Below are 14059 nucleotides of genomic sequence, written 5' to 3' on the forward strand. Positions count from 1 at the left end.
AAGGCAGGTGAGGGTATGCATACGAGGTTTCGGACTTGGAGGCGGGAATGGCCTCTTCATCTGATGGTAGTGCCGGGTCTGATTATCGTGATTATATTCAGCTATATCCCGATGGCGGGAATTATGATGGCTTTTCAGAAATTCATCCCGTCCAAAGGGCTGTTCGGTTCACCTTTCGTGGGATTGAAAAATTTTCGTTTCCTGATGGAATACCCCGATATCGGACAAATTTTTTTCAACACCCTGTTTATTGCGACGATGAAAATAGCGGCGGGTTTAATCGTGCCCATTACGATCGCCATTCTTCTCAATGAACTGAGCAGGCAGTGGATCAAACGGACGTTTCAGACGCTCGTCTATCTGCCGCATTTTATGTCCTGGGTGCTGCTGAGCGGCATTCTGATCGACGTGCTTTCGCCGTCGTCGGGGATCGTCAACCAGCTTCTCGGCGTCTTCGGGATGAAGCCCGTTTTTTTTCTTGGAGATAATGCCTGGTTTCCTTATGTGATGGTCGTGTCGGACGTATGGAAGGAGTTCGGTTTCGGCACCATCGTGTATCTGGCTGCCCTTACCGGCATCAATCCGTCGCTGTATGAGGCTGCGGAGATGGATGGAGCGGGCCGGTGGAAGCAGACCCTCTACATCACGCTTCCGGGAATGATGCCGATCATCGTGCTCATGCTTACGCTGAACATCGGCAACGTGCTCAATGCCGGGTTCGACCAGATTTTCAATCTGTACAGCCCTCAAGTTTATGAAAGCGCGGACATTATCGACACGTTCGTCTTCCGCATGGGGGTGCAGCAGTCACAGTTCGGTTTCGCTACGGCGGTCGGACTTCTGAAGTCGATCGTTTCTTTCGTTCTGATTTCGGTATCGTACCTGCTTGCTTACCGTTTCGCCAATTACCGGATCTTCTGAGGAGGGATTGCCTTGCGCCACAACTTGACCATGGGCAGGAGACTATTTTTAATCGGAAACGTCGTGTTCCTGGCCCTGATTTCTTTCGCGTGCCTTACGCCCATTATTCACATCCTGGCCATCTCGCTCAGTTCGGGAGCGGCGGCCTCCGCCGGGAAGGTTCTGCTGTGGCCGGTCGACTTTACGACGGCCGCCTATGATAACGTGTTCGGCAAGCCGGAATACTTGCGGGCGTTCTGGATCTCGGTCCAGCGGGTCGTGCTGGGTACGGCGATCAGCATGTTTCTGACGATCCTCACGGCGTATCCGTTGTCGAAGGACCCCCGCGTGTTCCGCATGCGCACCTTTTACGTCTGGGTCTTCGTCTTTACGATTTTGTTCAGCGGTGGGCTTATTCCGTGGTACATGACGATCAAAACGCTCGGCCTGATCGATACGGTCTGGGCGCTGGTTCTTCCGGGTGCGCTGCCCGTATTTAATGTGATTCTCCTGCTGAACTTTTACCGGAGTCTGCCGAAGGAACTCGAGGAATCGGCCCGGATCGACGGCGCCGGCCATTTTGCGACCTTGTGGAAGATTTATGCTCCGCTTTCTCTTCCCGCACTGGCGACGACGGGCTTATTCACGGTGGTCGGCCACTGGAACAGCTGGTTTGACGGTATGATTCTTATGAACCATCCCGATAAATATCCGCTGCAGACCTTCCTGCAAACCATTATCATTAACATGGATTTCCGGTTTATCAAAGCGCAGGACGCCGAACTGCTGGTTAAACTGTCGGACCGCACCAGCAAAGCCGCCCAGATTTTCGTCGCCGCTTTTCCCGTTCTACTGGTGTATCCGTTCCTTCAGCGTTTTTTCATTAAAGGAATTGTGATGGGGAGTGTCAAAGAATAACGGGACGGGCATTCAAGCGTAAGGGGAGCGGTATTCATGAAACTCAATCTCAGCCTGCAGGACTCCTCCATTTTCAAAAAAATTATGGCGGTATTTATGGCCGCCCTGATTCCGATCATGGCCATCACCTGGCTGATTAACGAAAAGGGGTCGGAGAGCATCCGCCAGGAAAGGTCCCAGTCCATCCTGAATACGACCCGGTATTATCTGGATTCGCTGGACAAGGAAGCGGACCGGATCAACCGGTTTCTGCCGAATTACGTCACGGACAGCGATTTGCAGGAAATCGCGGCCATGGGCAATGAGTTGTCGGATTACGACCGTTCCGAGAAAATACTCGGTATTCAGAAGCGCCTGAATCTGACCAAGGATTCCAGCGCGTTTATTCAGGAAGTGAAAGCCTATGTGCCGCTTATTCAGCGGACGCTGCTCAGCGTCAAGTACGATACCTTCGTGGATTGGGAGGAATATGAAGCGCTCCAACTGCGAAATAAGCGGGCCGACGAGCCGTTTATCTTCTGGGACGACCGGTTGTTCCTGAGCATGCAGGTGCCGTCGAATTCGACCCGGGAGCCGTTGTATGTCATCGGCGTCGAGCTGTCGACGGCCAAGATCAGGCAGTCGCTGGCGCAGATCAGCGGCTCCTTCGGCGGGGAAACCCTGCTGATCAACACGGATCGCGGGTGGAATTTTCAGAGCGGGAATGACCCGCGGCTGCTGACGGCGGCGAAAGCTTTTATCGGGGAGAAAAGCGCGGAAGGGAACAAACAGGGCTACGAGACGATTACCGTAGGCAGCGACCGGTATTTGGCGGTGTACAACTACTCGGCCCTGTGGAACTCGTACTCGGTCAGCTGCATTCCCGAAAAAACGCTGCTCGGCCCCATCCAGACTTATCGTGTATGGTTCAGGTGGGCGTGCGTTCTGGCGGTTGCGGTGGTCCTGTTCTTCTCGTTCTTCCTGTTCCGGCTGATTTACCGGCCGCTGTTAAAGCTGGTGCAGTCGTTCAGACGCGTCCAGCAAAACCGGCTGGAGCTTATTCCGGTCGACCGGGGCAACGACGAATTCGGGTATTTGTACCATGCGTTCAATCAGACGATCCATTCGCTGCGGGAGCTGATCGAGCAAAATTACGAGCAGCAAATCCGCAGTCAGCGTTCGGAGCTGAAACGGCTGCAGTCCCAGATTAATCCGCACTTTTTGTATAACTGCTTCTTCGTCCTGTGCCGCCTGATTAAATCGGAGCATAAGGAGAAAGCGTACCAGTTCTGCTTGTACATCGGGGATTATTTTCATTTTATTACCCGCAACGACGAGGATGAAATTCCGCTTTCGCTTGAAATCAATCATTCGCGCACCTATGTGGATATGCAAAAAGTGTGCTACGGGGACCGCATTGAAGCGGTGTTCGAGGTAGAGGAGTTTGACACGCGCGTCCCCCGGCTTATCCTGCAGCCGATTATAGAGAACGCTTACAAACACGCGCTCGGAAGCACGCCCGGCGCCGGGTTTCTCCGGATCTGGAGCAGGATGGACGCCAAAGGCATTACCATCTATGTGGAAGACAACGGTACGACCTTGACGGACGAAGAACTCGGCAAACTCCGCAGACGTCTTGCGGACGGAAATCACGAGCTTGAAGAGACGACCGGTCTCGTGAACGTTCACCGGAGAATCCAGCTGCGCTACGGACAGGGCTACGGGATTACGGTGGACAGATCGGAGCTGGGCGGCCTGAAAGCAGGCATTCACATCGGAAACAGCTAGAGGAGGAGACCGAATGTACCGATTGCTGATTGTAGACGATATCCCGATTATCGTGGAGGGTCTGAAGGATCTTTTCGAAGAAACTACACAGCTTTCCCTGGAAATTCATACCGCGTATTCCGGAGAAGAGGCGCTGGGAGTATTGCGGAACAAGCGGATCGACCTTGTCATTTCGGATATTAAAATGCCCGGGCTGGAGGGCATCGGTCTGCTCCGGGAAATTAAAACGAATTGGCCTTCGTGCAAAGTGATCTTTCTGACCGGCTATAACGATTTTCAATATGTGCAGAGTGCGGTTAAATACGGCGGCTTCGATTATCTGCTGAAAATTGAAAGCGACGAGAAAATCATCGCCACCGTAACCCGGGCGATCGACAAGCTCGATGAAGAAAAAGCGCGTGAAGAGATGATTGAACGCGCGGAGGAAAGCATGAAGCGGGCGCTCCCTTCTCTCCAAAAAGAATATGTGAGCAGTCTGCTTCAGGGAAAAAGGCCGGCCGGGGAACAGCTTGACCGGCATTTCCGGGAGATCGGCATTCCGCTTCAAGGGGAAGAGCCGGTTTTGTTGCTTCTGGGAAGAGTGGACGTGTGGCGAGAAATGCTGACGCCGCCGGATAAAGCGCTCTTCGTGTATGCCGTACAAAATATCGCGGAAGAGATTTTGTCTCCGGGTGCACGCGTGTACACCTATGTGTACGACCAGGTGAAAATCGCCTGGTTTATTCAGCCGGCGGAATCATCGTGTCCTGACACGGACGTTTCCCGGGATGGCTGGGACAGTACGCGGCGTTTTGTGGGAAATGCTCTTGAAACGATCCAACGGGCCTGCAAAAATCTGCTGAAGCTGCCGGTTTCTTTTGTGGTGGGCAAAAATCCGGTTCCCTGGGACGATATTTCCGACAAATTCCATGAGCTGAAATATACCTTTTTGTTCGGAGCGGGACTCGGAAATGAAATCATTTTAACGGAACCCGCGTCGGACAATCACGGGGAAACCGGCCACGCGCAGAAACGGAGCGAATTTTTTACGGCCGCCCGCGTGCAGCTGCTCGGAAAATGCCTGGAGAACGGTCACCGCTGCGAATTTTTTAACGTGTACAAGGAGATCAGCGATCTATGGGAAAGTGACGAATGGCCGTTTGAACGGAAAAGAGAAGTGTATCATTCGCTTTCCGCCGTTTTTTTGGCGTATGTGAACAAAAATGACGAACTGAGGGCGTATCTGAACAGCAACCACGATTTGTCTACTTTGTTCCACTGTGAAGCGGATACGACCGTGGCGGCGCTCAAAGCGTATTTTTTGCAGACGGCGGAGCTCATATTCGATTGGAACGGCGAGCAGGCGGCTCATTTTCCGGACGAGCTTGTCCAGCGGGTTCATACTTACATAGCAGCCAATCTCGCGAAAGATATCTCGCTGAATGCCATTGCCGACCACGTCGGCCTTAATCCCTCGTACCTGTCGCGGCTTTATAAACAAATGACGGGGATCGGATTGTCCGATTACATTAACGATTACCGGAATTTGAAGGCCAAGGAGCTGCTGCTCGGCAGTCCGATGAGGGTAGGGGAAATCGCTTCTATGCTGGGCTACAATTCGGCTCTGGCTTTTATCCGTTTTTTCAAAAAGCAGAACGAATCCACTCCGCAGGAATACCGGAGCCGGCGGGCAAGCGGCGACAGCGGCTGATCGGCAGGCACACACGTCAACAGAAGTATATGAAAGTAACCAACGATCTCTTTAGGCCGAAGTCTCACTCTTGTACAATCGGAACATAAGCCGAAGCAAGAGGAGGAAGTAAAGTGGCAGCATTAACAGCGGTACTGCTCGGTGCCGGAAGCAGGGGACGTTACATTTACGGACCGTACGCGGAGAAATATCCCCACGAGCTCAACATTATATCCGTAGCGGAGCCCGATGAAGGCAGACGGAAACTCATCTCGCGGATACACGGAATCAAGCCCGACTATGTATATTCGTCATGGGAGCAAGCATTCGAACGGGGAAAAATCGCCGACATTATGATTATCAGCACGCTGGACCGGATGCATTTCGTGCCGGCTATGAAGGCGCTGGAGCTCGGTTATCACGTTCTGCTGGAAAAACCGATGTCGCCCAAGCTGGAAGAGTGCGTGCAGCTGGTCGAGGCGGCCAAAGCCCATGACCGGCTTCTCGTCGTCAGCCACGTTCTGAGGTATTCCCTGTTCTGGGCGGGAATCAAACAGCACCTGGATGCCGGAGAGCTCGGTGATATCGCGTCCGTCCAGCTGACCGAAAATGTGGGCTACGCCCATATGACCCACAGCTATGTGCGGGGCAATTGGCGCCGTGCGGAAGAAACCAGTCCCATGATTTTGGCCAAATCGTGCCACGATCTGGACATTATTTCGTGGCTCATGGGCGGGGAGTGCAAGAGCGTCAGTTCATTCGGCTCCTTGTTTCATTTCAAGAAGGAGAACGCCCCCGCGGGATCGACCGACAGATGCATCGAAGGCTGCGAGGTCGAAAAAGAATGCCCGTTCTCCGCGCTCAAGCTCTACATTCAGCCGCCGGATCATCCGTGGGCGCGTTACATGACACACGACCTGTCCCACGAAGGCATCGTGAAGGCGTTGAAGGAAGGACCGTTCGGACGCTGCGTGTACCGCTGCGATAACGATGTCGTGGATCACCAGGTCGTGAACCTGGAATTTGCCGGAGGAGCCACCGCGGCCTTCACGATGTCCGGTTTTACCCAGGGCGGCGGCAGACGGGTCCAGATCATGGGGACCCGCGGCGAGATCCTGGGCGATATGGACACAGGCTCCTACACCTTGCATCGTTTCGCTACCGGAGAAGCGGTCGAGGTCCGCTGCAACATCGCCGGCGACGGGCATGGGGGAGGAGACGAGCGCATGGTCGCCTCCTTCCTGAAGGACGTCCGGGAATACGGCCGCGTCCCTGCCGCAAGCCGGACATCCGCCTCCGCTTCGCTGCAGAGCCACCTGATGGCGTTCGGTGCGGAAGAATCGCGGCTGAACGGCGGCAAGAGTGTGAGCCTGGCCGATTTTCAGCGGGCTTCCATGGCCGGAATCGTGTAGCGGCGAGGCTCGGTTCAGCCGCGCTCGAAGCGGTACGACCTCATGAAGAAACCAGGAACTCTTCCTAGAGTTTCCTGGTTTTTTATTACGGTTAATCGTGCAAAACATTTCCCCTAGAACGTAATGCCCTTACGTTCGATTTTCAGCCGGATGTCCGGCTCGAACTGCACTTCCTTGTAGTCTTCCTCCCAGTTCATCTTCTTCCAGGCTTCCGGATGAAAAGCCATCAGCCTCAGCGCTATACCGTATCCGTCGTGATTGGCTTCCTGCATTTTGCGCGTGATGGCTTTGGCCCGGGCAGTCAGCAGTCTGGAAAGTGCTGCATCCAGTTTTTGAAGCGTCTCTTTTTTGTTCAGCCGGTCAAGCGGGTACTCGATAACCGCGGCATTGATTTTCAACTGGATCTTGACTCTGACCCCGCCGTTCTCCGTCAGCTCCACTTTCATGTTCCGCGAGTACTTATGGAGATCGACCGTAATGTAGCGGTCCGCTTTTGTCACGTGCTCTTCCTCCTCCTCGATGTTCACGGGAAGGGTGAGGCGCGCCGTTTTTCCCTTTTGTCCCTTGAGAAGCAGATAGATGAGAGATTCTTCCGAGGAGAGGGAGGCCGTCATTACATTGTTGTGAAACAGCGCTACACCTTGAACAACGGGCTTTTTGTTGTGAATCGACACATAGGGGAGGGCAAAGTCCTGTCCAGGCTTGACAGGGCCGATCGACTGGAAATTGACCCGCGGGATGACGGTACCGTCCTCCATGTTTTCGAGCAGTGCATCCAGAAAGCGTCCGAGGAGTTTCGTTCCGACCTTTTTCAAGCCGATCAAACCTTCCGCTGTTCCGTTGACTACCGCAAGGCGGGCGTTCAACGGGCTTTTGGGATCGCGGTAATACACATCCATGTAAGGCATAATATTTTGGGCGCGCGCCCATTCTTCGCCAAGCAGAAGCACAAGCAGCTTGGACGGGGAGTAATTCCCCGATATTTCATGATCGAGAAATCCGCGGGCCTGCTGAGTCGTATTGCTCGTTACCGTGTGTATTTCGTTGGTTTCGCTTCGCCCCCCTTCAATACTGGATACGTCCGGAAAGGCGACGGTAACTTTCAGTTCATCTCCTTCTCCCCGGTCGAATCCGCCGATATGAATGATGCGGGAGTTTTTGAGAAGCTGCTGATCCCAGCATCCGCTGAGCAGAAGAAGAGTCAGCAGGCTTGCCGCGGTTTTGGAAAATCGGTTCATTCTACGAGCCCCCTCCCTCCCTCGCGAATATGCAAAGCAAGTGAAATCAGAAGTAAAAGGAGGGGAACGCAGCCCAGGAAAAAATAGCTCGACAGCGAAAAGATTTTGCCCAAAGTTCTCATCACCCCCTGGTCATGAATCAGCAGCGCAATCGCCAAGAACGCGACGGCCGTAAACAGAACAGGCTTGCGGTGGTTGCTCATGCCGAACAAATGGGAAATACCCGTCGAAGCCATATACAGACTAGCCATAATGGACGTCGCGACCACGACGATCCAGGCGGAGAGGAAATACAGGTCGGGACGTTCGATGATCGTGAACGTCAGCGCTTTAACCATATACAGAACCGGATGGGGCAGCAGGCCAAGCTCGGAAGGGCTGAATACAACGATACTCGTAAAGACGAGAAACGTGTACAACAGGGTCGAGAAAGCGTTGGCCGCGGATGCCGCAGCCAGCTTCCGCCGGGGTGTCCCTTCCACGAAGGGATAACAAAAAAGAATCCATTCATAGCCGGTCAGCGTATTCATCGCTTCGTGCGCCCCCCGCATAACCGGGAGAAATCCGGCCTGCCCGATCGGGAAAATATACAGCAGATTGGAATGCGTATAAGCATACACGGATATAAAGATCATGACGAGAATCACGATGCTGACCAGCAGAAAGAACCGGGCGATGATCTGCAGATTTTCCTGGGTCAGATAAATGCAGGCGAGCACCATGAGACCGGTAATGAGCCATTCCGGCGTTTCGGGAAAGACCCAATCGCGGATCACTTCGTAAAAAAACATCAGAATGAGACTGCTCTGGACGGTAAAATAAACGATATACAGGACCTGAAGGAACGCTGCGGCCGCTTTGCCTGTCAAGCGGGGCATAAAGTCATACAGAGTAGCCGAGGGAAAGCGTTTGTTCAGGGCCCACATCATCAGAATAAGCAGTTGGCTGAACAAACCGGCGAGCAGGACCGACATCCACGCGTCGCCTTTGGCAAACGCCTGTACCCGGGAAGGCATGAAAAGCACTTGGACGCCGATCTGGGTCTGGAGAACGAGAAAAAGCATCTGCTTCGGACTTATTTTATTCGAATTGTGTGTCATTCTCCTGCAGCTCCTTTGAATCCGCGTTGTCCTTCTTCACCGCAGGTTTTGCCATGTTGACGCGGTTGTCTTTTTTCCATAGAGGGAACCGGAAAAGGGTGTCTTTCCAGTCCTTCAGGCGGAAAGGAGCCGCCGGTGCCAGGTACGGAGTGCCGAACGACTCCAGCTTGCACAGATGGATCAGGATGAAAATCAGGCTGAAAACGATGCCGATAAAGCCGAGCAGCGCAGCCGGGAGCATGACGGCAAATCGGAGCAGCCGCACGGATGCGCTCATCTCGTGAGAAGGGACGATAAAGGAAGAAATGGCGGTGAGAGCGACGACGATAATCATCGGATACGATACGAGTCCGACCCGCACGACCGCGTCCCCGATCACAAGACCTCCTACGATGCCGATCGTCTGTCCGATCGGTCCCGGCAGGCGAATTCCCGCCTCTCTCAGCAGCTCCAGCGTCAGCTCCATGAACATGGCCTCCAGAAGCGGCGGATAAGGCACCATCTCCACGCTTCCTTTAATTTGGAACAAGAGCTCGGCCGGAATAACCTCGTAATGAAACGTAATGACCGCGATATAAAAAGCGGGCAGCGTAATCGCAATGACGAAGCTCAGCAGCCGGATGAACCGGATGAACGAGCCGGCAAGCGTGCGGCTGTAATAATCGTCCGGGGACTGATAGAACGAAAAAAACGTCACCGGCATGACCAGCGCACTGGGCGTCCCGGCGGATATCAGGACAGCTCTGCCTTCGAGCAGGTTGGCGGCGGCCCTGTCCGGACGCTCTGTCGTCAGAATCTGGGGAAAAGGAGAGAGCGTCCGGTCTTCGATATATTCCTCCATGAGGTCAGTTGACAGTGTGTTGGCACCCGCGATAGTACGGAGTCGTTTGTCGATTTCCAGAATGAGCTCCGGCTTGGCGACATGGTTCAGATAAGCCAAGGCCACCTCGGTGCGGCTTTCTTTTCCGAGCGTATACCGGCGGATGACGAGATGGCGGTTTTTGATCTGTTTGCGGATCAGATGCAGATTGACGGTCATATTCTCGACAAAACCTTCATGGGAGCCGCGGACCGTTTTTTCGTTCTCAGGCTCTTCCGTCGTCCGCTTGACTTCCGCATTGACCGTAATCGAATAGCACTCCTTGCTGCTTTCCTTGAAAAGAACGGCCTGCCCCTGCAGCAGAGTATCGGCGGCTTCGTCCAGCGAAGTTTGCGCGTAAACCCTGGGAGCGGTGAACACATCGGCCAGATTTTCTTCCTCCGACTCCGCCAGGGGTTTCAGAATAAAGCTCCGGATTTTAACCTCATCGCACATGGGATCAAGATAGCAGAGCAGCAGAGCCTGATTTTGATACGTAAGCGAGAGCTTCACCAAGTCATCCGTATGAAACATAGCCTGATCCAAGTACCGTGCATTTTCCGCAAGGGAGGATTTGATGGTGACGGTATCCGCCGTTTCTTGTGCCGGGGCTGGAGCTGGAGCTGGAGTCGGAGCTGGAGCCAGAGCCGGAGCGCTTTTTTTGTTCATATGAAATAAGTGTCTGAATAGCTTCACGCGCGTGCCCCCCTCCTTCTCGCAAACTTGTCTGTAGATTGCCCCAAACATGTCACTTTATACCAATAAAGCGCAGCACTACCGAAGAGTCACCCCATTCCTGAGCTCGCCGCGCAGCTCTCAAGCGGAAGCGTCACAAGGGTGAGGCCGAACTTGGCTGTACATATCCAAGCAAAAGAAAAGAGAACAAGTTCATACGAACTTGTTCTCTATTTTTTTCAGGTTAATTGGCAAGGTCCGCTTGAAGGCTGACGATGTGCTTCGCGTATCGGTCGGCTTCCGCCTGAAGTTCCGCCTCGGGCGCATCCGACAAATGATAGGCTGCAAATACGGGGAGAAAAACGCCGTTGCATTTCTCTAGCGTGCTCTGAATCGGTTTCATAAACTCGCTTAGCGTGTGCCAGTTGGAACCTCCGGAACGATATTGACTTTCGGTACCGCCCGTTGTCGTGGCGACGATAAATTCTTTTCCCGTCAAATGGACGCCATCCGTTCCGAACGCCCAGCCGTAGGTGAGCACATCGTCAAACCATTTTTTCAGCAGGGCCGGAGAGCTGTACCAGTAAAGAGGGAACTGGAAAACAATCCGGTCGTGTTCAGTGAGCAGCCGCTGCTCTTTTTCCACATCAATCGTCCATTGGGGATATTCCCGGTAAAGGTCGCGTACATAGACGCCGGGGACGGTAGAAGCTTTGCGGGCAAAAGCCCGGTTAATTCTGGAAGCAGTTAAGTCGGGATGAGCCGTAATCACCATTATTTTCATGATCAAACATCCTTTCAAAGTAAATTGGAAATTGTGGGATAATCCGAATTACTCTCTCATTATTGTTTAGATTCTTATTTTTGAGAAGTAGGATTTTTAATCGGACTTAGTCTGTAAAATCATACCTTGAACAGCCGCGTATAGTACGAAAAATAAGACTATGTACGACAAAGAGAAGTACTTTTATTAAACGGGCCGATTTGGTAAAGTAACAGAAAAAAGGAAGTTATCAAAAACGAATGACGGCGGGGAATCGGATGCCGCTAAATGACCGACAGCCGGGGACGACCGAAGGAATTATGACCACGCTGGATGTGATCGGAGGCAAGTGGAAGCCGCTGATCTTGTTTGTCCTGCTTCATCAGGGCACCAAGCGGTTCGGAGAACTCAGGAAGCTCCTTCCGTCGGTTACCCAGGGGATGCTGACCAATCACCTTCGCGAGCTTGAGCGCGACGGCTTGATCGTACGCAAAATCTATCAGGAAATTCCGCCCAAAGTGGAATATTCGATGTCCGATCACGGGCGTACGCTGAGCACAATACTCGCGGATATGTGCGGCTGGGGATTTATGCATCGGGGAGTGATTGAAAGCAGCGGTCAGGCTGAGCCGAGCAGGATGGGGGAGAGTGATTGAGGCCGGTGCGGGAATTTTTTATTTCAGCAACCTTTTTCATGAAATCACCTCTGACCGGAAATGTATAGGGATACTTTGTTTTGAAGTAATTTTCTGTCACTTATTATAACATATGGAAATTTGGTGAAGTCATAACAAAACGACAGGATACTATACTACCAGAATTCACAACCGGCCATGCGGATCAAAGCCTTTTACAGGGGTCTTTTTTGTAAGCTGAAAAGAACTCCCCCCTATTTTTTATGACGCAAAAAAAGACTATGACTTGATCAGCCATAGTCCCCGCAAAGTTTAATCTGCGTAGTAAGTAATGGTTCCCTGATATTTTACACGCCAATCAGTTCCCTCTCTCTTGATATCGCCTGTTTGTTACACATAACCTGCTGCTGTTCCCAAATCGATATGATAACTGGCGGGAGCCTGAGTCGTTGAAGAATTTTGGGGTGGTTTTAACCGGTTTTGATATGTTATTAAATTTCTTGCATCGTTTAAAATCAGGGGGATCGAAGATATAATACCGAACACAAAGCTAACGTGTGGTTCCAATTGTCTTTAACCATAAAATACCCCACCGATAGGTGGGGTATTTTAGCAAACTTCCATACAGTTGATTCTATAAGGGGCCCCTATTTCGGTGTATTTATCGAGCGAGGGACACTGAACAACCGGTCAAAATGTCGCATAGATGACTCAAGCGGACCATGGGGCAACCGTGAGATTAACCAGCCTGCTACCAATGTTATCATGGCCACTAGCAGATCACCGAGGGGAACTCTATCCAAACTATAGTCAATTCTTGATAACGTAAGCAGCCAAACGACGACGAACTGAGCCGCATACATGGTCAACGCCACGCGTCCGACTCCCGCAAAAGGGACCAATATGGCGTTGGTTTTCTTTGGTACGAGGAATACGATTCCCAATACCAGCAGTGCAAACCCGAGCCCGGTCAGCGTCTGGAACGTTGAAGCGCTATGCGGAACCGTCCATAGAAGCATATGCCACATCGGCTGTTCCAAGTTAAGCGGCCAGATGGCATACGGGTCTGGCATAGCGGCGGTACCTTGAACAGTGACAAGCCACGATTCAAATGAACGGCTAAGCTCAGGGAGGACATAAGCGGCCAGTGTCTTACCTATAATGAGCAACATGAGGCCGCCGATCCCTAGTAAAAATGCGGTTCGTTTTTTGGTCAGGTCAAGGCTCCCGATTGCCATACCCGCTACGAAAGCAGGGGCGAGCGCTAGGGTGGACATCGGACCGCCGGCAACGTCTCGAAGCAGGGATGCTCCAGATAGGGCACTCATGCCCAGAAGCATAAGTGGGGGGGCTAGAAACATCAGTGCAACGGTAGTCGTAACGAGTGTGCGGTTTGAAAGACCCACCAGTACCAATGCTAAGACGAACATGGCAGCGTAAGCGGGCAAAATCACTCCGAAAGAGGTATTCAACATGATGAGCAAATATCCCATAATATCGACGAATACCGCGCGAGCCAGCATCTTTGCCCAAAAGGCGGTTGTATCCTTTTGTCGATTCTTCATGTGCTGAGCCATGATGGAGTAGGAAATCCCGCCGCAGAGTACAAACAACAACGTTGTGTTTCCGGAAACGATGGTAGTAATCCTTTCTTTCGATGCAAAGTGCTGCAAATACATACCGATAACCGCCAAACCTCTCGCAGCATCCAGCGCCAGAAGACGCCCGGCTCCCTGTGGGTTACCTCGTCCATTCGGGAAGGTGTTTTCCGGTCGGCTGTGTCCGCTGTCCGTTCCTTTCTCCTTTTCATTGCCGTTCTCATCCGGCATTTTGAAACGAGCTGACAAATTCGATTCCTCCTCACTAGTGCTGGTTTCACTTGTCGCAATGTGTTTCCACTATATCGGGAGGATGTCGCCAAAGTTTGATCACGATGTAAACAAAGTGTCACAAACCATGAATATAAAAAACACTCTTATTTCGATTCAAGACACGAAAATAGAGCGCAGATGTGAGACTCAATTAAATCAACAGTATCCAATGCTGTGACATTTTGTTTACAAATTGATCAAACGATAGCGACATCTGCTTGCTATATTGAAAAATGAGGCTAATCCGTCATT

Annotated in this window: 11 protein-coding genes; 6 read left to right on the forward strand and 5 right to left on the reverse strand. The window is 52.2% G+C overall.

Annotated features, from left to right (window positions below; all coding sequences use genetic code 11):
- Positions 1-15: 15 nt before the first annotated feature.
- From HMPREF1207_RS24715 to HMPREF1207_RS24735, 5 genes are all read left to right on the forward strand, one after another.
- Complete coding sequence (locus tag HMPREF1207_RS24715; protein ID WP_009674108.1) at positions 16-921, forward strand: ABC transporter permease; 906 nt, start codon at positions 16-18, stop codon at positions 919-921.
- A 30-nt stretch (positions 922-951) separates the two neighbouring features.
- Entirely contained in the window at positions 952-1818 is an 867-nt protein-coding gene (locus HMPREF1207_RS24720; protein WP_036740554.1) for a carbohydrate ABC transporter permease, read from the forward strand.
- 36 nt (positions 1819-1854) lie between these two features.
- Positions 1855-3585 carry a histidine kinase gene (locus HMPREF1207_RS24725; protein WP_009674085.1) on the forward strand — a complete coding sequence of 577 codons (1731 nt, stop codon included), beginning with the start codon at positions 1855-1857 and terminating at the stop codon, positions 3583-3585.
- A gap of 13 nt (positions 3586-3598) precedes the next feature.
- Positions 3599-5275, forward strand: a complete 1677-nt coding sequence (locus HMPREF1207_RS24730; protein ID WP_009674088.1) for a response regulator transcription factor — start codon at positions 3599-3601, stop codon at positions 5273-5275.
- Positions 5276-5388: 113 nt separating this feature from the next.
- The gene (locus HMPREF1207_RS24735; protein WP_009674104.1) at positions 5389-6666 is read left to right on the forward strand and encodes a Gfo/Idh/MocA family protein; all 1278 of its coding nucleotides are present in this window, start codon (positions 5389-5391) and stop codon (positions 6664-6666) included.
- Between the two features lie 113 nt (positions 6667-6779).
- On the opposite strand, the gene HMPREF1207_RS24740 is transcribed toward HMPREF1207_RS24735, so the two are convergent.
- The 4 genes from HMPREF1207_RS24740 to HMPREF1207_RS24755 all read right to left on the reverse strand — a co-directional run bounded on the left by HMPREF1207_RS24740 (position 6780) and on the right by HMPREF1207_RS24755 (position 11322).
- On the reverse strand, positions 6780-7904 hold the full coding sequence (locus HMPREF1207_RS24740) for a Ger(x)C family spore germination protein (RefSeq protein ID WP_009674063.1): 1125 nt from the start codon (positions 7902-7904) through the stop codon (positions 6780-6782).
- The gene (locus tag HMPREF1207_RS24745; protein ID WP_009674087.1) at positions 7901-9004 is read right to left on the reverse strand and encodes a GerAB/ArcD/ProY family transporter; all 1104 of its coding nucleotides are present in this window, start codon (positions 9002-9004) and stop codon (positions 7901-7903) included. Before HMPREF1207_RS24745 ends, HMPREF1207_RS24740 begins: the two co-directional genes overlap by 4 nt.
- Positions 8985-10559 carry a spore germination protein gene (locus tag HMPREF1207_RS24750; RefSeq protein ID WP_009674106.1) on the reverse strand — a complete coding sequence of 525 codons (1575 nt, stop codon included), beginning with the start codon at positions 10557-10559 and terminating at the stop codon, positions 8985-8987. The genes HMPREF1207_RS24745 and HMPREF1207_RS24750 overlap by 20 nt, the downstream gene beginning before the upstream one ends.
- Positions 10560-10782: 223 nt before the next feature.
- Positions 10783-11322, reverse strand: coding sequence for an NAD(P)H-dependent oxidoreductase (locus HMPREF1207_RS24755; protein ID WP_009674127.1), 540 nt, complete (start codon positions 11320-11322; stop codon positions 10783-10785).
- A 257-nt stretch (positions 11323-11579) separates the two neighbouring features.
- Between HMPREF1207_RS24755 and HMPREF1207_RS24760 the strand changes: the two genes are divergently transcribed.
- On the forward strand, positions 11580-11957 hold the full coding sequence (locus HMPREF1207_RS24760; RefSeq protein ID WP_009674076.1) for a winged helix-turn-helix transcriptional regulator: 378 nt from the start codon (positions 11580-11582) through the stop codon (positions 11955-11957).
- A 626-nt stretch (positions 11958-12583) separates the two neighbouring features.
- Here HMPREF1207_RS24760 and HMPREF1207_RS24765 read toward each other — a convergent pair.
- Positions 12584-13783 carry a DUF418 domain-containing protein gene (locus HMPREF1207_RS24765; RefSeq protein WP_009674068.1) on the reverse strand — a complete coding sequence of 400 codons (1200 nt, stop codon included), beginning with the start codon at positions 13781-13783 and terminating at the stop codon, positions 12584-12586.
- Between the last annotated feature and the right edge of the window lie 276 nt (positions 13784-14059).

The sequence above is a fragment of the Paenibacillus sp. HGH0039 genome (assembly GCF_000411255.1).
In the GTDB taxonomy this organism is placed as follows: Bacteria; Bacillota; Bacilli; order Paenibacillales; family NBRC-103111; genus Paenibacillus_F.